This is a genomic window from Rothia sp. HMSC036D11 (genome assembly GCF_001814205.1).
GTDB classification, from domain to species: domain Bacteria; phylum Actinomycetota; class Actinomycetes; order Actinomycetales; family Micrococcaceae; genus Rothia; species Rothia dentocariosa.
In genome coordinates, this window is record NZ_KV815316.1 from 61149 (window position 1) to 83674 (window position 22526).

The window sequence follows — 22526 nt, forward strand, 5'->3', positions numbered from 1 at the left end:
AAAAATAGAGTATGTGCCTATATCCCCATGATGGGGATATAGGCACATACTCTGCATATTCCGGAGCGAAACTTCCGTTATTTGTCGCCGTTATCCGAATTATCTTTACCAGGCTTAAGACCCTCGTAGATTTCTTTGCAAGTTGGGCAAACCGGGAATTTCTGCGGATCACGTCCGGGAGTCCACACCTTACCGCACAGCGCGCGAACGGGTTCACCGGTAAGGGCGGATTCCATGATTTTTTCCTTACGCACGTAGTGCGAGAAGCGTTCATGGTCGCCCGGCTCAGAAAGCTGGGCTTCTTCCCGCTCAAGTAGTGCGGTACCGCCCGCAGTCTCGGGACCGAAGGGATCTTCAACGCCTTCAATGGAGCTCATGTTCTCTCCTTCAAGTATGTTCTCGCCGTCTTAGTTCTATTGTAGAGACTAGTGTAACAACGGGAAGGGATGCATGGTTATTCCATAGAGAACAAGGACGACGCTTGGAAACATACGTGTAACTGTCCCATAACGCCGCCCCATATTCTCTATATAGGCTCTAGTTCGTATTGAACTTTGCAACCCGCTGAAGCATCATCGAGCTATGGCGATCGTAGAGTTTACCACCTGCAGAAATTCCAATAATGAATAGTGCAGCCCCGATAACCAGCTGGATAACGCCGGAGATAATCAGCACCATGTCATCCTTGCCGCCGACGATGTAGATGAACGAGCCAATCCCACCAGGAAGAGCGATCAGCATGCAGATAATCATGCTGCCCATCAGCAAAAGCTGCTTCGCAAAACCATCTGGCTGCTTAGGCGTTTTGAAGGGATTAGCTCCAGGAGGCGCGACCGGCGGTGAAAGCACCGTATCAAGCAACAATCCGAACCCTACGCTGCCCGCGTAGACTCCCAGCTGATGCAAAAGCACGACCGGGTAATAGGCTATAAGCCCGTGGACAGCGCACATAATAAAGAACATCACCACGACGATCGGCAGCATTACGATGGAATGTCCGAGTGCACGCCCGAGCCTATCATCACGCCCACGCAGAGGCGAGAGCACGTGCAGACTAAAAGCCGTGTTATCGTACGAGACCATATACGCTATGTAGAATCCTGTGAAGACATTGCAGAAATAGACCCAGAAGCCAAAGAGCGTTTCAGGTCCAGCCCCGGAATTAGCGAGCTGGATTCCCGTCGTCGCACCACGAGACCCCATGCTGCCCGTGAAGAGCGGCATCACGAGAGCAAAGAGTACATAGAGCATGGCAGTCATGGCGATCAGCAAAGTCATGCGCGTATCTTTGAAGTAGCTATGAATGGTACGTGCAGCCACAGCACCCCAACCAGTGTTTGGGAACCTCGCAAAAATACCAATATCTCCTGCCGTCAGGTTCTTAGCCTTGCCCCGTTTTTGTTCGCCGCTGACATTACGCATTGAGCGTTCGAGGCTACGACCCCACAATACCCAAGCACCACCCAGGTATATGAGGGAAAGTACCAGACTTAGACCTGCTAGAGCCCAGTTACCCGCCGCCACATGGTATGCAATCGCAAAAGCAGACCCGAAAGGCGTATACCCCAACCATTGAACGTTCTGAGCGATCTCCTGGAAATGATCTATCACATAGAACATAGCTCCACTGAAGATAAAGCCCGAGCTTACCAACAGCACGCCCAGAATAATCTTGAAGATCAGATCAATACGGGGGTTAGCATTCAAATAAACGCCAAGCTGATTGGCAAGGCGCGCCACTGTCATCAGCAAAGCCAGCCCCAACACTATGCTCAGCAGATAGGCTGCTAGTCCCACAGGATTACCAATAAATCCGAGGGTTCCCAAGAGGATGAGGATAATCGTCGCTATACCTGGAAGACCTATAAACCCACCGAAAAATTGCCCCTTCTGCAGCGTCTTAGCCTCTAGCGGGAATAACACGAAGCGGCTTTCATCAAGGGTTCCGTCTAGGCCAGTCCAGACAATGGGGATAAGAGCCCAGCCAAGAGATACAAGAAACCCGAGGAATAGGGCGAGTGCAGGACCATCTAAACTACCATCAATCCCTAAACCAACATAAGCGAATCCCAAACCAGTCAGTGTGCCAAGCAGATATAGGGCGCCAAAGGCAATACCAATAATCGCCCACACACTACGTTTGAGCGAAGCAAGCACATACCGCCATTTTAGTGAGACGAGGTGCGCAACCATGATAGTCCTTCCGAGGTGGTGCGTCCGCCCACGAGCTGTATGAAACGTTCTTCCAAAGTAGATTCCCCACGCACTTCATCAACCGTACCCGCAGCGAGAATCCGTCCCTCATCCATAAGGGCGACGTGATCGCATAAACGCTGCACCAAGTCCATGACATGCGAGGAGAGAATAACTGTTCCGCCTGAGGCGACGAATCCTTTGAGGATATCCTGAATATTAGCCGCTGAAACCGGATCAACCGCTTCAAAGGGCTCATCCAAGATCAAGACTGAAGGGGCGTGAATCAGCGCTGCTGCGAGGGCGATCTTCTTAGTCATACCTGCTGAATAGTCGGCGACCGCGCGGCCTGCTGCATCGGTTAAATCCATAGCCTGCAGAAGATCCTTGGTACGTTCGGCGACAGTGTCACGTTCGAGACCGTGCAGGTACCCCGAATAGGTAATAAGCTGTTCACCTGTGAGTTTATCGAAAAGGTGTACGCCATCCGGCAGAACGCCCAAGTGCTTTTTGGCTTCCAAAGGGTTCTGCCACATATCGGTTCCCTTAATCAACGCCACGCCTTCGGTGGGCTGCAGCATACCAGAAACCATTGAGATAGTCGTCGTCTTACCGGCACCGTTGCGCCCTACCAAACCGTAAAAAGAGCCGGTAGGAATGGAAAGGTTAATGCGATTAACGGCAACAGTCATGCCGAACGCCTTCGTCAAACCATGAATTTCGATGGCATTAACAAGGTGCGCACCAGGCTGGTGACTAAGAGCCTCACGGGTGACTTGAGGCAAGCTCCCCGGCTGCGCGTTTGCATAACTCTGATCGGTCATTGACTGACCGACATCATACGTCGGTGTACCAGCTTGTGTATTCTCTGGTGAATAGCCGTAGTCCTCAGGGGCCTTCCCAGGCACAGAATTGTGTTCTTTCATACATACAACGGTACCAGTTTGGGAATACTTCAGAACCATATTTGGGGCTTATATCACCAATAATTCTCTAAACTTTTTAAAGCATGAACTATAAGGATTACTAGAGTGTTTTTTATTACCTTCACGTTGAAGGTGCGAATAAGGCGGGATGCGTCACAAACTACATACATCCCACCTTATTTTCTCTTCTATGGGTCTAGAAAATTGCCGTCGTCAGCTCAGCTCGTGCTTTGACCGTTCGCGGGTCTGTAGCACCCACAACGTCAAAGAGCTGCACAAGACGTTCACGTACTCGGGTCTTATCTTCCGGAGAAACAGATTTAAAAAGTCGCAGCAGTCGTGCGTAGGCATCTTCAACATGCCCGCCTATAACGTCAAGATCGGCAACATTAAAGGCAGCCTCAATGTTGAGAGCGTCGGATGCAGCTGCTTCACGCTCTTGGGCAAGATCCAAATCTGCCACGCGAGCTAATAAATCAACCTGAGCAAGCCCAACTTTAGCATCATGATCGCCTGGGTTCTCTGTCAAAGCCTCGCGGTAGGCGGCTCGCGCTCCTTCATAGTCGCGTTCATCAAGTGCCTCCAGTGCTTTAGCGTGCAGCGGCGGCAAGGTTTTCTCTTCCTCAGCCGAAGGAGCAGGCTTAAATCCACCGGGAAGCTGATACTGCACAGCAACCTGCAAGACCTGCTTCAGCATTTCTGACAGATCCTGCGGGCTGATCTGGCCGTTATAAAGAGGGGCCGGGCGACCGGCGATAACGGCCACGCCTGCCGGTACGCCGTCCATACCAAACGCTTGGGCAGCCTCCGGAAGTTTCGTAATATCGACGGCGGCAAGCAGCATCGCACCTTCCGCCGCATTGACTAGGTTTTCGACGGCGTCTAGCATTTCAAGCGACGCTGGAGAATGCGGGGCATATAGCCCAAAGATCACGGCGCCTTGAGTAGACAGTTGTACGTACTTCTGAAAATCTTCAGGTGTTGCAACATCGAAACGCCAGCTTTTCGCCGAATTGCTTTGTGCTGCAGTGGGTGTAGAAGTACTGATATCGTGACCGCCAAGCACTGGAGCGCTACGTACCGACGCGGGAATTTGTTCTGCTGAGCTTTGGGGGTTTGTTGGCAGTTGGTTCGGGGTGGGAGGAATTGTCATCGAGAATCCTTTGCGAGCCTCAGAGAAATTTAACGTACTCCCTAATTATCCCGCGCGACCCGCTGTTTTACAGGATTCTCGGTAATCGTTCGAGGTGCGCGAAATTTCAGATAGGCTTACTCGGTAGCTTTCTGCCTCAAGAATGTTGCGAGCGCATACAGTTTTCAGAGATGCCCGGTAGAATAGCCAGGTAAGCTTTATGAAAGGCAGACTATGTCCGATAGCTCGAATCCGCAAGCCCAGCAGACTCCTCCCCCAGTTCCCCGGGTTCCGCGGAAAAAGCCGGAGCAGAAAGAACACATGTTTGAACAGGATGGTTCCGCATCGTCTACAAAGCGCGAATCCCTGACTTCACATATTACGGGTACCATCAGCGATTTGACCGATAGCATCAGTCAGGCACGCTCACAACGCCGCAAAGCTTCTCTTCCTCCCCGCATCGCTCCAAAAGTCGATGAGGCTTCTGAACTTCATATTTATGAGAAAAGCTCACCGCTGCATAATCCTGTATCTTTCGGTTTCCTGACGACGGTTGGTGTTGGTCTGGCCCTGCTGGCTTACTACGCTTTTACCAATGTCGGCGCGCTTGTCGGCTGGGTCACTGGCGCTATCTTCATCGCGCTTGGGCTTGACCCCATTGTTCGTAAACTTGAGAGTTTCGGCGTTAAACGCAGTGCAGGTGTGGTGATTGTGGTTCTTTCCTTCGCAGCCATCATCAGCGGACTTGTGGTGTGGATTGTGCCTATTATCAGCGCACAGGCCAGCAGCTTTGTCTATCGGGCACCCGCTATTTATCAGGATTTCATCGATTCTGATACTTTCAAACGCATTGATGACGTTCTGCATGTTAACGATTGGGTTAATAACAACGTTCCAAAGTTCCTAGAGTCTCTTACATCAAGCTCTGCGGTCGGCGGATTCATGAGCAACCTAATTACTGCGGGTTCCACAATTGCGCAGATTTTGACCGGCACTATTATTGTGCTGTTCCTCTCGCTCTATTTCCTCTCATCAATGCGCACTATTAAGGCGTGGGGGTCGCGTTTGGCTCCGGCTTCCAAGCGGGAACGTGTTGAGGAACTTACCGAACGTATCACGGGTGCCGTTGGTAACTATGTGATGGGGCAGGGAGTTGTCGCTGTTCTCAACGCAACCTTCGCGCTTATCACCATGATTATCTTGGGGTTCTCATTCCCTCAACTTGTGGCTGTGTTCGTCTTGATTTTGGCCTTCATCCCATTGGTTGGCGGCGTAGCGGCGCTTGTTCTGGTGTCTCTCATTCTTTTGACGCAGGGCTGGCAAATGTCTGTCACATTTGCGATCGCCTATTTCATTTACCTACAGATTGAGGCATACGTAATTTCGCCGCGTATTATGTCAAAGGCTGTTTCGGTTCCCGGCGGTGTCGCTATTATCGCTGTCGCTGCAGGCGGTGCGCTGTGGGGCGTCTTGGGTGCGCTTATCGCGATTCCTGTCGCCGCATCGCTACTGATTCTGGTGAAGGAAGTCTTTATTCCCCGCCAAGACCATCGGTAAAAAACCTTTTCTTAGAAATAAGGATGCGCCCGCCGTTGAGAAAAGCGGCAGGCGCATCCTTCATATAGACGGAGTAGACAGATTATGGTTCAGTAATCTCTTCTGCGACCGGACCGTTGTATTCGGTAGGAAGTGTGGTCTGCTGGCCCGTCACCACTGAGACAAGGGCGTTGATCACGCTGTTTACTGACTTTTCGCCCACCCAAAGGTGTTTACAGTTCTCAAAAGGCACGACCTGAGTGCGGGCTATTGATTTAAAACGCTCGCGCGCTTCGGTAGGGCGTAGATAATCGTCAAACTCCGGGATAAAGGCATAGAGCGGATTTGAGATTTTATTCCATTCGTCCAGTTCGGCGGGATGCACTCGGTGCAGCGGCGGAGAAAGCAGAATAGCCCCCACAAATTCTGATGCATGTTCCGGGGCATACTTGAGTACAAGTTCCGTACCGAAAGACCACCCGATTAACCAGATATTCGGCAGCTGGCGTTCTACGGCATATTGTAGGATCGCGTCAAAATCTTTTTTCTCGGCAAATCCTCCGTCGAACACTCCCTCGCTTGTACCGCGGATCGAAGAAGTACCGCGGGTGTTAAACCGCAGAACCGCAATATTTGCCAGCGCTGGCAGACGGAATGAAGCCTTCTTGTACACATGCGAATCCATATATCCGCCGTGCGTTGGAAGCGGGTGAAAAGTCACGAGAGTAGCTTTAATTTCCCCTTCGGGAAGTGCCAGTTCACCCACAAGGCGTTTTCCGTCAGCGGTTGTGACCTCAAAGTTCTCTCGGCGCGCAGGAAGTACCGTACGAGATTTAATGAGAACAGGCTGATCAGATTGGGTGAAAACATACCGTGAGGGATCAAACTCTCGGAGTTTTCCAGAGGACTCTTCAGTCGCCATAGTGTCACTTTCTTCGTTCTAACAGGTCTTCGCACCCACGATAGGTATTCCGATTTCGTAATAGTTCTAAGCGCGTCTGGTACGCCAACAATGTTGGTGCCAGTGGCGGCGCTCATCAATAGCGCGAGAACGCCCCAGTGTATGGCTTTCTTGCCATACAACAAGATGCGCTGTTCTTGGCGGAATTGGACGGTTGCATTCCGGGCACGTATAGGTTTTCAGAGCATTTACGGCGGGAACGTATTGCACCAGCCAATCACCAAAACGGTCACGTTCAATGCGCGGCGCCGGGTCAAGAATACGAGATATATCACGTCCACCGGGTGCAGACCGCGTCCATTTGTTGGAGGTTGTGCCCGAGGAACGTTTACCGGGGTGATTCTTGCGTGCCATGCTTTCTATTCTAGCGTTCAGTCTGACTGCGCAATGCGGTTACCCATCTTTTATCCGCTATGATGCGTCAGTCAGCGGTTTCTACAGCTGGCATGTCATACTCTTCCTCGGTAGAGTAGATGGGGTGCGTATCGTTATAGCTGACTGTTCTGTTGATTACGAAGGGCGTTTGCGTGCCCATCTCCCCCGTGCTACCCGCTTACTTATGGTGAAGAATGACGGTTCTGTGCTTATCCATTCCGATGGTGGTTCCTATAAGCCGCTAAACTGGATGAGCCCGCCATGCTCTCTCCTTGTCGCAGACTATGACGAAATTCCAGAAAGCACCCGTGAAGATCTTGATACGGATGTGCAGCAGCTGTGGACGGTACAAGCCGCTAAAAGTGATGACCGCCTCCTTATCCGCGTGTACGAAGTTATTCATGAGCACGCCCATGATTTAGGAGTCGATCCCGGACTTATCAAAGACGGCGTAGAGGCCGACCTGCAGCGTCTTCTTGCTGAGCAGATCGAAACACTCGGTAAGGGTTACTCCTTGGTACGCCGTGAATACCCTACGGCTATTGGTCCTGTAGATATTATGGCGAGAGACTCCAACGGTATCAGCATTGCGGTAGAGCTCAAGCGCGTGGGCGATATTGACGGGGTGGAACAGCTTACCCGGTACCTCGATCTGCTCAACCGCGACCCACGACTAGCGCCTGTGAAGGGTGTTTTTGCTGCACAAAAGATCAAGCCCCAGGCACGGACTCTTGCCGAAGATCGCGGTATTCGCTGCATCTCTCTCGATTACGATGCGATGCGCGGTATCGACGACGCTGCAGATCGGCTTTTCTAAGCCAATATTTATGCGCTGTAGAGATCTTCGCGACTCTAAAACTCAAGTATTCGAGAAAGTAAAAGCCGGTACAACCAACAATAGGTTGTACCGGCTTTTACCTTATCAACGGTTTACTTCTTACCCGTCGTAGGGGTAGCGATCTCGGCATGCTTTGCCGCGATCGTTACCTTATCGTTTGAAACGGTCAAGAACCCATCATGCAAACGCGTAGTGAGTTCGCCACCATCGACGGGTCGAATCAGAAGTTCTCCGTCCTCCGCAAGAAGCGCACAGGTGGGAATAAGTCCGGGATAAATGCCCAAATCGCCGTTCGTAGTACGCACCCGTACATAGGAGGCTTCACCAGTCCACACAACGTTTTCGCGAGAAACAACTTCAACTGTTAGTGCCATAATTACTTGGCTCCGGTCTGTGCCTTGATTTCCTCGTACTGACGCATCACGTCATCCATGCCGCCGATGTTGTAGAACGCCTGCTCAGGAATATGGTCTACATCGCCATTGCAGATCATCTGGAATGATTCGATGGTGTCCTTCAACGGAACAGTGGATCCTTCAACGCCGGTGAACTGCTTTGCGGTATAGGTGTTCTGTGAAAGGAACTGCTCAATGCGACGTGCACGTGAAACAACGACCTTCTGCTCCTCAGAAAGCTCATCAACACCCAGAATCGCGATAATATCCTGAAGGTCCTTGTTTTCCTGCAGGATAGCCTTCACGCGAATAGCCGTGTCGTAATGTTCCTGCCCAATGTACTGCGGATCAAGAATACGAGAGGTCGAGGTCAACGGGTCAATTGCCGGGTACAGACCGCGCGATGCAATCTCACGCGAAAGCTCGGTAGTCGCGTCCAAGTGTGCGAAGGTTGTCGCCGGTGCAGGGTCGGTGTAATCGTCTGCAGGAACGTAGATTGCCTGCATTGAAGTAATGGAGTGACCGCGAGTCGAGGTAATGCGTTCCTGAAGCAGACCCATTTCATCCGCCAGGTTAGGCTGGTAGCCAACAGCAGAGGGCATACGGCCGAGCAAAGTCGAAACTTCAGAACCTGCCTGAGTAAAGCGGAAGATATTATCGATAAAGAGCAGCACATCCTGGTTCTTCACATCGCGGAAGTATTCCGCCATAGTCAAGCCGGTGAGTGCCACACGCAAACGAGTTCCCGGGGGTTCATCCATCTGTCCGAAGACAAGGGCAGTATCTTTCAAAACCCCTGCTTCTTCCATCTCAACCCACAGGTCGTTACCTTCACGGGTACGCTCACCAACGCCGGTGAACACCGAGGTACCACCGAAGTTGCGCGCCACACGGGTAATCATTTCCTGAATCAGCACTGTCTTACCAACGCCAGCACCACCGAACAGACCGATCTTACCACCCTTAATGTAAGGGGTGAGCAGGTCGATAGATTTAATACCAGTCTCTAGCATCTCGGTCGATCCCTCTAGCTCTGCGAAGCCGGGAGCGGCGCGGTGAATAGGCCAGTATGCGTCAGCATCGATATCGGAGTTCGGTACATCTAGTGCGTTACCAAGAACGTTGAAGAGATGCCCCTTCACGCCATCGCCCACGGGTACAGCGATAGGAGCACCAGTATCTAGAACAGCCTGCCCACGCACAAGACCGTCAGTCTGTTGCATAGAGATGGCACGAACAATCGAATCACCCAAATGCTGAGCAGTCTCAAAGGTGATGGTGTAGGTTTTCCCGTCGAGGGTGAGTTCAGTGGTCAGCGCATTGTAGATATCCGGCACCTGACCAGCGGGGAACTCAACGTCAACCACGGGGCCAATCACGCGGGCAATACGACCCGTCGCGCCCTGGGTGGTGGTAGTAGTCATGTTTCTCACTTACCTTGAAAAGTTGAAAGTAGATAGCTTCGAGTTAGCAGTGTTCTTAAGAGGAGGCGAGAGCGTCTGCGCCGCCCACAATCTCAGAGAGCTCCTGAGTAATCTCAGCCTGACGAGCATTGTTCATCAGTCGAGTGTACTTCTTGATCAGAGTCTCAGCGTTATCGCCCGCAGTCTTCATCGCACGCTGACGCGACGCAAGTTCACTTGCAGCGGCTTGGAGCAGGCACGCGAAGATACGAGAAGCGATATAACGCGGTAGCAGCGCATCCAATACTTCCTGGGGAGAAGGCTCAAATTCAAAGGATGCGGGTTGCTGATAATCGGCCGAAGACAGTTCTTCGTCAGGTACGATTTCCTCGCCCAATTTAGTTGCTTCTGCCACGTGGATGGGAAGCAAACGAAGAATCTTGGTCTCTTGAGTCACCATGGACTTGAATTCGGTGTATACGATATGCAGATCGTCTACCCCGCCGTTTTCATGTCCCTTTTCGTACTCCTCCAAGAACACATCGCGAATCTCAACTGCGGTATCAATACGCGGATTATCGGTGTGTCCTTCCCAAGCACGTTCATAGGGACGTTCCCGGAATTCAAAATAAGACTTCGCTTTACGCCCCACCAAGTACAGCTGTATTTCGCGCCCCTCGCCGCGTAGCCTCTCGATAAGCTCTTCTGTTTTCTTCAGCACAGACGACGAATACGAACCTGCAAGACCGCGATCACTCGTCATTACCAAGACTGCAGAGCGCTTATGCTCATGCTTGCCGAATGTATCGGGACGATGGATCAGAGGATGCTGCACGGACTGTTGCGTTGCCAAAGCAGTCACAACGCGGGTCAATGCGTTTGCGTAAGGACCCGTGGTTTGAGCGCTTCGACGCGCCTTGTTAATACGGGAGGTCGCGATCATCTCCATCGCCTTGAAGATCTTCTGCATAGACGATGTCGAAGCAATTTTCTGTCGGTAAACCCTAATCTGGGCTCCCATAGAGCTTCCTTTCTCCTGGACATCTGCCCCGCCCATAACTCTGAAAGTTCAGAGCGGGGCTAACACCTAGGACTAATCGCTAACCGATGGTTTCCTGAGTGATGTCACGATCCTGAGCCGCTTTATGCTCCTCATGACCTGCATCAACAAGGTGGCTGGTGCCCTCCGAGCGGAATCCCTTCTTGAAATCTGCAACGGCAGCTTTCAAGGCATCTAGGGTTTCATCCTCAAGCTTGCCGGATGCGGCAATATCACTCAACACCGAGGTCCGGTGACGCAGATAGTCAATGAACTCTGCCTCGAAGCGAAGAACGTCAGAAACCTCAAGATCATCAAGGTAACCGTTGGTACCTGCCCAGATGGAGACAACCTGCTCTTCTACCGCATACGGGGTGTACTGCGGCTGGCGAAGCAGCTCGGTAAGGCGGGCACCGCGAGTCAGCTGTGCCTTGGAAGCATCGTCGAGATCGGAAGCGAACATTGCGAACGCTTCCATAGCACGGTACTGAGCAAGGTCCAGTTTCAAGGTACCGGAGACCTTCTTCATAGCCTTGGTCTGCGCTGCACCACCCACACGAGAGACGGAAATACCAACATCAACGGCGGGGCGCTGGTTAGCGTTGAACAGATCGGACTGTAGGAAGATCTGGCCGTCAGTGATAGAAATGACGTTGGTCGGGATGAAGGCAGAAACGTCGTTTGCCTTGGTTTCGATAATGGGGAAACCGGTCATCGACCCTGCGCCCAACTCATCAGAGAGCTTAGCGCAACGCTCCAATAGACGAGAGTGCAGGTAGAAGACGTCACCGGGGTATGCTTCACGTCCCGGCGGACGACGAAGCAATAGCGACACGGCGCGGTATGCTTCTGCCTGTTTTGAAAGATCATCAAAGATAATCAGGACGTGCTTTCCGCCATACATCCAGTGCTGACCAATGGCAGAACCGGTGTAGGGAGCCAAGTATTTAAAGCCTGCTGCGTCAGATGCGGGGGCAGCAACGATCGTGGTGTATTCCAACGCTCCCCTAGTTTCAAGGGTGTGTCGAACAGCAGCAATAGTGGAGGCCTTCTGTCCAACTGCCACGTAAACACAACGAACCTGCTTACTGGGGTCACCAGTTTCCCAGTTAGCCTTCTGGTTCAGAATCGTATCGACTGCAATCGCAGTTTTACCGGTCTGACGGTCACCAATAATAAGCTGACGCTGCCCTCGACCGATCGGGATCATAGCGTCAATAGCTTTCAGACCGGTCTGTAGGGGCTCATGCACAGACTTACGCTGCGTTACACCAGGTGCCTGCAGCTCAAGAGCACGACGCCCTTCATCCTTAATAGGACCCAGGTCATCAATAGGGTTACCTAACGGATCGACTACACGACCGAGGTAAGCATCGCCCACCGGGACCGAAAGCACCTCACCGGTACGGTGAACTGGCTGTCCTTCTTCGATACCGGTAAAGTCGCCCAGAATAATGACGCCAATATCGCGGGTATCAAGGTTTTGCGCGAGGCCAAGGGTGCCATCCTCAAAACGAAGTAGTTCGTTCGCCATCACCGAGGGCAGACCCTCGACGCGCGCAATACCATCGGAGGCTGCTACAACGCGCCCCACTTCAACACGTTCCACGTTGCCGGGTTCGTAAGACGCTGCAAATTCGTTCAGCGCGTTACGGACATCATCGGCGTTGATGGTCAAATCGGCCATCTTATGTCCCTGCTCTCCTAATTGTGGTTGCACCTCTCGGAACAACCGAAACTTGCTTCGTGGGAAGGAACAATATTCTAAAAATTTGTCTGCTTCCCAAGGTATCTTCTAAATCACCGTTGCGACGTATCGCAGAAATGTTCAGCTAATCTCTATGCTTGAAGATCACGTTCAAGATCATCAAGACGGGTACCAACGGTTCCGTCGATAACCTCATCTCCAATCTGTACGCGCATACCGCCTAGAACAGCTGTATCTATAGATACGTCGAGTTTAAGCTGACGATTATAGATCTTGTTCAAGGTCCGGCTCAGGCGTTCAAGCTGTGCCTGCGACAGCGCTACTGCAGAAGTTACCTTTGCGATGTAACGGTTCTGTCGCGTGACGATGATTTCCACGAATTCATCAGCGAGGCGAGCGGCATGGTGACCACGGGATTCGCTACCAATTCGTTCCAAGAGAAGTACGCCTTCCGCAGTGACGGCTGGACCGCCTAATGCTACAGCGAGCTTCTTCTTTGCTTCTTTGCTTGCCAAGTTGTCGGACAGCGCCGCTTGCGCTTCGGGGGTACCATCAACGTTGCGCACAAACGTCAGCAACTCGTTGGTAACCTCTTCAAGGGCATCAGCACCACCACGAGACTGAGCGGATGCGATGGATGCGAGTACCGCAGCCTTCTCAAGCGCGTCTGCAAGATCACGCTCTTGAGACCAACGCAGTGCTACCGCCGTAGTCAGCACCTTGAGTGCTTGAGAAGAAATTTTGCCGCTAAAAATAGCCTGCGCAATATTTTCTCGATCCTTCCCTTCACGCGAAGAGTCGGTCAAACCACGGCGTAAACCGCCATCGTGGTCAAGTACATCGACCACGGCGAAAAGCTCGCTAGCTAGGTTGAGTGGGTTCAACGAAGCGTTGGCTTCAAGAACCGCTTCCACCTTGCTCAGTGATTCAGTAGATACTCCTGCCATTACCGAGTTGCACCTGCATTCTGTTGCTCGGTTTCAAGGTCAGCAAGAAAACGATCTACCACGCGGGCCGATCGCTCATCATCGTCAAGGGCTTCGCCCACAATCTTTCCTGCAAGAGTAGTCGCCAAAGTACCAACTTCATGACGAAGAGATACTGAAGCAGCTAGGCGCTCAGCCTCGATAGTCTTCTGCGCATTATCAGTAATACGCTGAGCCTCAACGGTTGCGCGCTCACGAGCCGCTGCGATAATTGATTCGCCTTCGGTACGCGCTTCCTCGCGAATTTTCTGAGCTTCCAAACGAGCGTTTTCAAGCTGCTGGTTGTACTCTTCGCGAGCCGCTGCGGCCTCCGCCTGAGCTTTCTCAGCTTTGGCAAGACCACCCTCGATTGCTTCTTTACGGTCCTGGTAGATCTTCTCGAACGCCGGGACAACGTATTTATGAACGATGAAATAGAGAATCACGAACCCAACAACGGTGATGCCCAATTCCCAGAGATTGGGAATTAGAGGGTTAGAGCTGTGCTCTGCGCCCCCTCCTTCTGCCAGATAAGTCATTGAGGGATTTCCTGTTCTTTAGGTTGGTTCGTTAACAGCTATATCTGAGCTTAGATGATGAAAGCCAGAACGAGGCCCAGAATCGCCAGAGCCTCAACCACCGCAAAACCCATGAACAGCATTGGCTGCAGGGTACGCTGGGACTCGGGCTGACGTGCAACGCTCGTCATGTAGGCAGCGAAGATTAGACCCACGCCGATGCCGCCACCAATAGCTGCGAGGCCGTAACCAATAACGTTCATGTTGATTCCTTTCAACAGTGTGTGCTTCAGTGAAAATACCGAAGTTACAGAGCTACTTATGTGTATTCGACCCGTAAAACGGGTTGCTTTCTTCGCAACTGGATAGCCAGTTACGAAAACCTATTATTTTTAATGTCCTTCGGAAACTGACCCTTGCAGGTATACCGCGAGGAGCAGTGTGAAGACATAAGCCTGGATTACCTGAATCATCAGTTCCAGGAAGTAGAGGAATAGACCCAACGCCCCAGAGGCGATACCGCCCAAAGCTGCAGCCCCGCCGACGCTCATCACTAGGAACTGAGTTAGGGATGCTGCCACCATCATTGCCATGTGACCGCCGAACATCGTAGCGAAAAGACGAAGCGCGTGAGTCACGGGACGAATAATAAGGTTCGAGAGGAACTCAATCGGTACCAAAATAACGTACACCCACCCCGGAACTCCGGAGGGCATCGTCAGATCTTTAAAAAATCCAACCAGTCCCTTGCGCTTGATACCTACACCGACCCAGGTAAGGTAGCCGACGATAGCCAATGCATAGGCACTGCCTGGGTGAGAAAAAGAAGGAAGTTGAATAAGGGGAATTGAACCGTAAAGGTTATTAATCAGAATAAAGAAGAAAGAAGTAAAGAGCAGGGGCACGAAAGGCTTGAAATGCTGTGCACCAATCAGGTCTTTGCCAAGTGAATTACGGGTGAAGAGATAGCCTGATTCTGCAATGAACTGGGCTTTACCCGGAACCATTGCACGCTTGCGTGCAGCCATCATAAAGAATAGGGAAACGACTACGACAGACAGGATGACGAGCAGCATCTGTTTACCAAAGCCGAACCCAAGAGAATCAACCTGGAAGAAGTCAGGCAGATGCATATCGGCCGGTGTCGGCGGCGTATAGCCTTCTGCGAGTACAGACCCGTTCTCGTTCAAAGCAAGTCCTTTCTTGCCGTTAGCTGGCTACTTGCTGGTGCAAAACTATGCTCAACTAACTGGATGGAATGTGTGCAAAACCTAAAATTTTTAGGCTATTTATTTAGAGCGACTCGTATGCAGATATACCAGGTAGATGCCTCCGCAAGCACCTATCAGAACACCAACCCATACAAACCACCGGGTATTGAGGAGCCAGTCAGCTCCAAAGCCGACCAATCCCCAAAAAGCCATGCCGATAATAAGATACAAAACAGACATCACGCCGCCGGATAGTCCACCGCCGGATACCAGTTCTCCTGTGGTACGGAGTTTCTTATCTCCGTCCCACCATTTCTTCTCAGAATCGGTCAAAAATTTCCCTATCTACTTCTGAGTAAGCCTTTGTGTGTGCTAAGACTCAGGATCGAAGTACAAAATCCTTGAATTCATAATGGTTACAGCCTCGACACTTAACCACAGTACCGCTCCTATGACGGCACCACCAAGCGTCCAACCGTGTTTAAGTGCCTCTGGCATAGGTACTAGTAAAAGCACCATCGCCATGAGTAACACCTTCACCACATAACTTACAAGCAAAGCCTGAGGAATCCCAATCTTTATACGGTGTGCCCCCAAAGCAGTTGCTACGCCCATGGTGAAACATATATAGACTACCAGAAACCCAACCATAAATCCCGCCGACCCGCGAATGCCCAATATGATTCCCAGAATCGGTAAACAAAGAACTAAAACCAGTGCAGACACTACGGTCTCGCGATAGGCTAAAAGCCCCCAGGAAAAGCCTTGCACCCTATTTTGCTTATTGTCTTTCTTACGTATACCATAGATAAATTTTGGGTTCCGCAGAGCCCTCCGAATCGAATTTAGCCGCCGTTGTTTCACTCCTGTGAGCCCTCAGACTTCCGCTCGCTCACAGGATGCGTCTCTGTGTTCAGATCTGCAATATTCTGCTTGGAATTAGCGTGCCCCTGCTCGGCAGGCTGCAGACGCGTATCCAGTAGTTCGGGAAGCCGCAGGTATAAAACAATGACAGCTACAGCAAGGGCAAGAACGCCAACACCAGCGAAAAAGGCACCTGTTAGGAAAAGATCTGAGGCAAAGAGTACAAAAGCCCATACAATCGCAGTCGCAGAACTCACCATAATTGTTGCGCTGATATGTCCCAATCCGACGTCAGTCAGACGCTGATACACATGGGTTCGATGCGGTTTGTACCACTGCTCCCCAGCAGCCATACGACGTATAAGAGTCATCGCAGAATCTGCAAGATAAACCAGAAGCGGGGCTATCGACGCAAGGAACGGAATTCCAGCATAGAAAGCACCAACAGCAATTGTTCCAAGAGAGGCACCCAGGAAATAAGACCCAGCATCACCTAAGAAAACATTGTGACCCGTGCGTAAATTCCAAGGTAGGAAAGCCGTATAGGCACCTGCAATTGCCAGACCGCCTATCGTCATCCACGGCAAACTACTTACGCCACCCATATAGGCGTAGGCAAGCCCAGCCACCAGCCCATGGCATCCGGAGATACCGTTGATGCCGTCCATAAAGTTTGTAACGTTTATATACCCCGCAATAAAGATCCCTGCTACAGGAACCCACAGCAATGATGCCTCTTGAATAATAGCGAGAGAAAGTGCAATACCGAGTCCTATAACAAGCTGCATCCCGGCACGCTTGGCAACGCTGACCCCATAGACATCTTCGGTCCATCCCAAAAGCAAAGCAAGACCGCCGCCTGCCAAAAAAGTTAACGAGATGGGGAGATTTACAGTCCCCCCCATGAGGGTAGCGACCGCGAAGCTCAAACAGGTAGCGTTAGCGGTTGCCAGCCCCATGCCCCGGTACGTCGGAATCGTATGCGAGGAACGCTCATTGGGTATATCAACCATATTTAGCGCGTGCAACAGGGGGCGTACCGCAAAAGGCAGAAGCGCTCCTAACACAAACGCTAGTATAAGCACCAGAGATGCCTGGTTCATGTCTCTCCTCTAGACGGTAAAACCTCGTAACAGGGTGTAATTTGGGATTCTACTTCCCCGCTGCTGGTTCTACAAGACGAATTCATCACGTAGTACACGCCTATGTAGACGTTAACGGGGCAAAATTTCATCGTTCAATATTCAAAAACGGCTAATTCCTGTGTTCTTCCAGAAGACGACCCTGACGCGGATCTACTACGCGGGTAAATCCATGACGCTCATAAGAACGATGCGCTTCATAATTCTGAATCCACTGCTCATAATCCAAATCCTCAGGATTGAGAGCTGGTGCCGTCGAGTGAGAAATAAACTTGTTTTGAGTGCTTCGAGTGTGTTGCTCATTAGCACCAAAGAGGGTTTCATCCAATTTTTCGCCAGGACGCAGACCGGTCACTACAATATCAACATCGTAACGCTCATAGGCTTTACGCATCTCATGTGCAACATCGTAGATAAATACAGGCTCACCCATATCAAGCACCATAACTTCACCTGGATGACCAATAGCCCCTGCCAGCATCACCAGCAGGCAAGCATCCGTGATGAGCATAAAGTATCGGGTAGCGTTCTCATCAGTAAGTGTAATGGGACCGCCGTTGAGAATCTGCTGCGTAAACAGAGGTTTGATAGAGCCGCGCGAGCCAAAAACGTTACCGAATCGAACCGATACATAAGCCTTCCCCGTCTGCTGTCCAAACCACGAGGTTAAGCATTCAGCGGTTCGTTTTGACTGCCCCAAGGCGGTCTTAGGATCTGCAGCTTTATCTGTTGAAACATTCACAAACGTTTCAACATCCGCCGCTTGCGCAGCATATAGAACGTTAAGGGTGCCCAGCGAATTTGTTTTCCATGCTTCCTCAGGGTATGCCTCCAGTGCAGAAACATGCTTCAAAGCTGCGGCGTGGAAAACCACTTGTGGTTTTCGTTCAAGGAAGATATTACGCAGGTTTTCCCCCTCACGAATATCCGCGAGAATAATACGCTCATCATCCAGGCTGGACTCGCCAGTGATCGAGAGCTTTGTTTCCATCAGCAGGGTTTCGTCACGATCGAGCATCATGAGCAGCTCAGGGTCGTATTCGTGGATCTGACGGCATAGCTCAGAACCAATAGATCCTCCTGCACCGGTCACCAAGACCCGCTTACCCTGAAGGTAGCTGCGCAAAACTTCAGTATCGACATCGTAGTTGATTTCACCGCGAATAAGCTTCATGAGCTCGTTATCGTCGGTTTCTACCACGTTGTTGCCGAAGAGCTTTTCGCTGGCGCTCGCTACACGAGTTACTTCGACTCCGTGTTTTTGCATGCGTGCCCAGACCCGGTCGAAACGATCATGCGGCATGTTGGTGATAGCGACAATCATTTTTTTAGGGGCATAGCGCCTGATGACCGCATCCAGCTCTTTACCGGTGTTATAAACCGGCACATTGTGAATATTAATACCACGTAGCTGAGGGTTATCATCCACCACCGCAACAGGCCGCATATATGCAGAGTCATCATGCATAAGAGCTTCGATAACTGTGCGACCCGTAAACCCGGCGCCATAGACGATAACAGGCTCACCATCAAGATTACGCAAAGTCTTATGCTCAACATAAATGCGCTTAACCATGCGCATCGCCGCCATGAACAGCAATGTAATACCCACCGAGATAGGCGGCACACCATGAGGCACATGTACTAGTCCGAGAGCTTCATCTACGTAGCTGAAGAGGAAAAGCGCCACCGAGACGATACCTACGGTTGCGCCCGCACGCCAGACTTCCTCGAAAGAACCGTAAGAATACAGGCCGCGGTACACCTTCATACCGTAGCCCACAAGAATCTGCAGAATAATCGCAAACCCCATACTGAGCGCCACGCTTTGAAGATCAATCACATCAAAGACAGAGTTCTGGTTCAAAAGCAGGCTGTAACGCAGCATAAACGCGATGACAAGCCCTATAATCCAGGCTACGGAATCTAGTGCAATCTGAACGAGAAGCCACCAGCTTTTAGGGGTGTAGGGGCGTTGGCGATCCACCACCGCAATCGGTTGAGTCGTGGGATAGTTCTCCACTTATGCGTCCTTCCCCTGCAAACTATTCTCTACGTTCCTACTAGGCCGTATATCGGTGAGCGCTCGAAATGCCTTACGGCGCGTACTCTCCGGAATAAACCGGTACGCCGTTCGAACGCTCATATTCTTAATCCACCCGAGCTTTGAGATCGCGTGCCCGGTATATAGTCGACGTTGAATCGCCCAATCCTGTTTCCAGGCGTTAAGTCCGCCCCGCCGTGTGTAGGCACCTGCACCCGCACGATAACGGACTAATGGCTCAGGCACATTACCAATCTTATAACCGGCTGAGATAACCCGCGACCACAGCCACCAGTCTTCGGCCCCGGGTACATATTCATACCCTCCTAAACGCTGAACAACGTCTTTGTAAAAAGCCACCGTTGGGTGGTACAGGGGATTGCGCGAAGGCATCATGTCAGCCAACCGAGATACGTCAGTTACCGTCTGGCGGGTAGCCTCTACTGTGGTATTCTGCGCATCAACTTCGTACATGGCAGAGCCCATCACTGCACAATCGCTCTCGATAAGCGCCGGAATTAAGGTTGCAAATCGGTCTGACTCCGAAATGTCGTCAGAGTCCGCGCGGGCAACGATGCCGTAAGAACAAGCATTCAGCCCCTCGTTGAGTGCAGCGGCAAGACCCACGTTCTGAGGCAGCTTGACTGTGACGATAGGAGCGCATTCCCCCGCCCTGCTACGTTCGACCCAACGGTCAATGACCGCGCGCACTTCAGAAGGCAACGGACCATCCTGAACCAAAACCAGTTCAGCAGGCCGAAGGGTCTGATGCTGAGCGTTCGAGGCAATAGCCGCCTCCACATGATCAGCAGATTCCCGAGCGTAAACACTCATCAGAACAGAAAACTCTGCCTGAGAATGTGGTGCGCCGAAGGAACCACAATTTTTTTGAGCGCCATAATGCCCCGGAAATTCAAGGTCGTACACTCCGCGAAGCACATCACGATTAAGGCGAGGGGCATGCAGCGCATCCTTGATACCCCTCAGGAAATACCCCAAATAGATAGATTTTTCGTCCGTACGCAGAACCGTCGAAGCCCAAAGTCTTGCTACCGACGCGCCATATAACAACTTCTCAAGCGGGCTCAGAGTACGGGCTCGCGTGAAAACCCACAATTTATTGCGAACATCGTTATAAAATCGTGGGCCCGGCTTCGCATTCGTCGTCCCAAAAGTTTTCGTGTGGTGACGAGCCACCGAGGCGGGTACAGCAATGGCATCTCGGTGATGCGCAAGACGGGTCGAAAATTCAAAATCATCGTTCCAGATAAAAAAATCCGCAATCGGTAGGCCGCCATTCTGACGAATAACTTGGGCGTCCACCACCAAAGATACAAAGGAGGCGCTGCGTATAGGCCGACCCCCCACCGCTTGTGCACGACGATGCCGCCCGGAGCCAGCACCGAACATAGTGCGCATCGTATTCATGGGATGGTCTTCCCCATTGGTCCACACAACCCGTGAAGCTATCAAGGCGGGACGACGGCTGCGGTCCGGAGAATATGATTCCCATGCTTGAACAGACTCATGCAGGGTGTTTTCGGTTGGTTCAGTGTCATCATCCATAACCCACACAAGATCTGGATTGTGGCGCGCTAACGCTCGATCGATTCCAACGGCGAATCCACCCGCACCTCCCATATTCTGAGACAATGTGATGATATCGAGCGGAAGCGAATAGCTTAGATTTTTTAGATACTCGGCCGTGCCGTCGGTAGAGGCGTTATCAACCACGACAACGGCATCCGGCACAACCTGCCCTGCGGCGATACCTGCAAGGGTAATGGGTAATAAATCTTGACGATTATAGGTCACAACAACCGCTACAACACGCGGCCTACCGAGCTGTGCCACACCGCAGACAGGCGCACTCACCGAGTTTTCGCTCTCATCAGGCATCGACGCTTCCTCCCCCAGCACGCACTTTTCAGGCGGACCTATAAACACACGGATATATGAGACATCCCAAGATAGCTATTCTACCCGTCGAAAGCTCTATAGCTAAACATTACGTTCCAGCTTCAGTTTCGACTAGAGACCAAAAAGTTAGTTCCGCCACGTGCTTCTGTGCCACGACTATGCTTTAGCTCTCTTCTGCCCGGAAGTACTACTCGAAAACATTATTTCTGTTTCTTAAACACCACCGAATATGCGAAAGTTGAAATACACACTCCGTAACAGTTTGGGGTGAGAAAGGTGAAAAGACGTGTCCGAGTCTAAATGGAAAGTTATCGGTGCAAGTGGCTTCGTGGGGTCGTCCATCGTGGCACGACTAAATGCCGAAGGAATCAGCGTAGATCCCATTGAGGCACCCCGTTTAGCAACCCGAGCACTCGACTCAAGAACTATTATCGAAGAAGCTCAGCTCCTTGAAGGCATCATCGACTCCCTAGCGGATGCGTTTGCCGGGGCTCAGGTTGTTGTTAACGCAGCAGGTCTTGCTGCCCCCAATATGCAAGACGTACCTGCGCTAGTGGGTGCTAATGCTCTGCTACCGGCGGTTATCGCTATAGCAGCACACCGTACCGGAGTACGCCGAGTTATTCACCTCAGTTCGGCAGCAGTTCAGGGCGCAAAATCTGTTCTTGATGCGAGCGAATACACAGCTCCCTTTAGCGCATACTCCTTTTCAAAAGCCTTGGGTGAAGAAGCTCTTTTAGACTTGCAAGATACGTTCCACGAGGCCTCGCATGGCGAAACCTCTGAACCTGTTGAGCTGTGCATCCTGCGTGCCACCAGCGTGCAGGGGCGCGGGCGCCGCACTACCGAGGTCTTCGCCAAAATAGCCTCTTCCCCGTTAGCTTCTGTAGCAGGTGCAGGAACCCGCAAATCCCCCGTATCGAGCTCATATGCGCTGGCTGAATTTGTGGTTAAAGTCGGCTCCTTTAAGGGTGAACTGCCCTCTATTGTGCTGCAGCCGTGGGAAGGCGAGACGGTAGCCTCTACCATGGCGGATGCTGGTCGCCGCAAGCCCGTGCACCTGCCTGAATGGCTGTGCAATCTGGCGGTTAAGACCGGGTATACGGTCTCCGAAATGATGAACGATAGGTTCCAAGGTTCCGTTCGCAAAGTCGAGCTCATGTGGTTTGGACAGGAGCTCGACGATTCCTGGGCTCGTGAAAATGGTCTTCTACCCGAGCCGCGAGTGCGTGAAGTGCTGCGCAATGCCCATACTGCACTCGGTAAAAAGAAAGATAAGCGATTTAAGAACGCCTAGCTACAGGCCCTTACACTTTTCTACACAGCATAAGCAACGACGGTGAGGGATTCGAGAAT

General features: G+C 51.6%; 22 protein-coding genes. 3 read left to right on the forward strand and 19 right to left on the reverse strand.

The genetic code is table 11. From position 1 onward, the window contains the following. Positions 1–77: 77 nt before the first annotated feature. The 4 genes from HMPREF2958_RS10020 to HMPREF2958_RS10035 form a co-directional block, all read right to left on the reverse strand. Complete coding sequence (locus HMPREF2958_RS10020) at positions 78–377, reverse strand: DUF3039 domain-containing protein (protein WP_004004450.1); 300 nt, start codon at positions 375–377, stop codon at positions 78–80. A gap of 160 nt (positions 378–537) precedes the next feature. Next, positions 538–2193 carry a transporter gene (locus HMPREF2958_RS10025; protein ID WP_070697882.1) on the reverse strand — a complete coding sequence of 552 codons (1656 nt, stop codon included), beginning with the start codon at positions 2191–2193 and terminating at the stop codon, positions 538–540. Then, positions 2169–3017 carry an ABC transporter ATP-binding protein gene (locus tag HMPREF2958_RS10030; protein ID WP_070697951.1) on the reverse strand — a complete coding sequence of 283 codons (849 nt, stop codon included), beginning with the start codon at positions 3015–3017 and terminating at the stop codon, positions 2169–2171. The genes HMPREF2958_RS10025 and HMPREF2958_RS10030 overlap by 25 nt, the downstream gene beginning before the upstream one ends. A gap of 298 nt (positions 3018–3315) precedes the next feature. Continuing rightward, positions 3316–4272, reverse strand: coding sequence for a co-chaperone YbbN (locus HMPREF2958_RS10035; protein ID WP_070697883.1), 957 nt, complete (start codon positions 4270–4272; stop codon positions 3316–3318). 300 nt (positions 4273–4572) lie between these two features. Here HMPREF2958_RS10035 and HMPREF2958_RS10040 point away from each other — a divergent pair, with 300 nt between their 5' ends. After that, entirely contained in the window at positions 4573–5808 is a 1236-nt protein-coding gene (locus HMPREF2958_RS10040) for an AI-2E family transporter (RefSeq protein ID WP_070523541.1), read from the forward strand. Between the two features lie 82 nt (positions 5809–5890). Here the strand turns inward: HMPREF2958_RS10040 and HMPREF2958_RS10045 are convergent, their stop codons facing one another. Beyond that, entirely contained in the window at positions 5891–6709 is an 819-nt protein-coding gene (locus HMPREF2958_RS10045; protein ID WP_070697884.1) for an alpha/beta hydrolase, read from the reverse strand. A gap of 66 nt (positions 6710–6775) precedes the next feature. Further along, positions 6776–7102, reverse strand: a complete 327-nt coding sequence (locus HMPREF2958_RS10050) for an ATP/GTP-binding protein (protein WP_070523535.1) — start codon at positions 7100–7102, stop codon at positions 6776–6778. A 124-nt stretch (positions 7103–7226) separates the two neighbouring features. Here HMPREF2958_RS10050 and nucS point away from each other — a divergent pair, with 124 nt between their 5' ends. After that, positions 7227–7940, forward strand: a complete 714-nt coding sequence (gene nucS, locus HMPREF2958_RS10055; RefSeq protein WP_070524436.1) for an endonuclease NucS — start codon at positions 7227–7229, stop codon at positions 7938–7940. Positions 7941–8053: 113 nt separating this feature from the next. Here nucS and HMPREF2958_RS10060 read toward each other — a convergent pair whose 3' ends face one another. The 13 genes from HMPREF2958_RS10060 to HMPREF2958_RS10120 form a co-directional block, all read right to left on the reverse strand. Next, positions 8054–8335, reverse strand: coding sequence for a hypothetical protein (locus tag HMPREF2958_RS10060; RefSeq protein ID WP_004004442.1), 282 nt, complete (start codon positions 8333–8335; stop codon positions 8054–8056). A gap of 2 nt (positions 8336–8337) precedes the next feature. Further along, on the reverse strand, positions 8338–9780 hold the full coding sequence (atpD, locus tag HMPREF2958_RS10065; protein ID WP_013398888.1) for a F0F1 ATP synthase subunit beta: 1443 nt from the start codon (positions 9778–9780) through the stop codon (positions 8338–8340). Between the two features lie 55 nt (positions 9781–9835). Then, positions 9836–10780 carry a F0F1 ATP synthase subunit gamma gene (locus HMPREF2958_RS10070; RefSeq protein WP_070697885.1) on the reverse strand — a complete coding sequence of 315 codons (945 nt, stop codon included), beginning with the start codon at positions 10778–10780 and terminating at the stop codon, positions 9836–9838. A gap of 79 nt (positions 10781–10859) precedes the next feature. Then, on the reverse strand, positions 10860–12485 hold the full coding sequence (gene atpA, locus HMPREF2958_RS10075; RefSeq protein ID WP_037230835.1) for a F0F1 ATP synthase subunit alpha: 1626 nt from the start codon (positions 12483–12485) through the stop codon (positions 10860–10862). A 152-nt stretch (positions 12486–12637) separates the two neighbouring features. Continuing rightward, complete coding sequence (locus tag HMPREF2958_RS10080; protein ID WP_013398886.1) at positions 12638–13453, reverse strand: F0F1 ATP synthase subunit delta; 816 nt, start codon at positions 13451–13453, stop codon at positions 12638–12640. Then, positions 13453–14010: a F0F1 ATP synthase subunit B gene (locus tag HMPREF2958_RS10085; RefSeq protein ID WP_013398885.1), complete on the reverse strand. Its 558-nt coding sequence runs from the start codon at positions 14008–14010 to the stop codon at positions 13453–13455. The genes HMPREF2958_RS10080 and HMPREF2958_RS10085 overlap by 1 nt, the downstream gene beginning before the upstream one ends. 50 nt (positions 14011–14060) lie before the next feature. Further along, positions 14061–14252: an ATP synthase F0 subunit C gene (gene atpE, locus HMPREF2958_RS10090; protein ID WP_004004436.1), complete on the reverse strand. Its 192-nt coding sequence runs from the start codon at positions 14250–14252 to the stop codon at positions 14061–14063. A 129-nt stretch (positions 14253–14381) separates the two neighbouring features. Then, positions 14382–15179 (reverse strand): F0F1 ATP synthase subunit A, encoded by a 798-nt coding sequence (gene atpB, locus HMPREF2958_RS10095; RefSeq protein ID WP_004004435.1) that lies wholly within the window; start codon positions 15177–15179, stop codon positions 14382–14384. Between the two features lie 99 nt (positions 15180–15278). Further along, complete coding sequence (locus tag HMPREF2958_RS10100) at positions 15279–15533, reverse strand: DUF2339 domain-containing protein (RefSeq protein WP_048751857.1); 255 nt, start codon at positions 15531–15533, stop codon at positions 15279–15281. Positions 15534–15572: 39 nt separating this feature from the next. Beyond that, positions 15573–15926 carry a hypothetical protein gene (locus HMPREF2958_RS10105; protein ID WP_239664734.1) on the reverse strand — a complete coding sequence of 118 codons (354 nt, stop codon included), beginning with the start codon at positions 15924–15926 and terminating at the stop codon, positions 15573–15575. A 134-nt stretch (positions 15927–16060) separates the two neighbouring features. Beyond that, on the reverse strand, positions 16061–17167 hold the full coding sequence (locus HMPREF2958_RS10110; protein ID WP_070697887.1) for an MraY family glycosyltransferase: 1107 nt from the start codon (positions 17165–17167) through the stop codon (positions 16061–16063). 151 nt (positions 17168–17318) lie between these two features. After that, positions 17319–19229 carry a polysaccharide biosynthesis protein gene (locus HMPREF2958_RS10115; protein ID WP_070697888.1) on the reverse strand — a complete coding sequence of 637 codons (1911 nt, stop codon included), beginning with the start codon at positions 19227–19229 and terminating at the stop codon, positions 17319–17321. Continuing rightward, positions 19230–21149: a glycosyltransferase gene (locus HMPREF2958_RS10120; RefSeq protein ID WP_246828129.1), complete on the reverse strand. Its 1920-nt coding sequence runs from the start codon at positions 21147–21149 to the stop codon at positions 19230–19232. 307 nt (positions 21150–21456) lie between these two features. On the opposite strand from HMPREF2958_RS10120, the gene HMPREF2958_RS10125 reads away from it, so the two are divergent. After that, on the forward strand, positions 21457–22467 hold the full coding sequence (locus HMPREF2958_RS10125) for an NAD-dependent epimerase/dehydratase family protein (RefSeq protein ID WP_013398879.1): 1011 nt from the start codon (positions 21457–21459) through the stop codon (positions 22465–22467). The last annotated feature ends 59 nt before the right edge of the window (positions 22468–22526 follow it).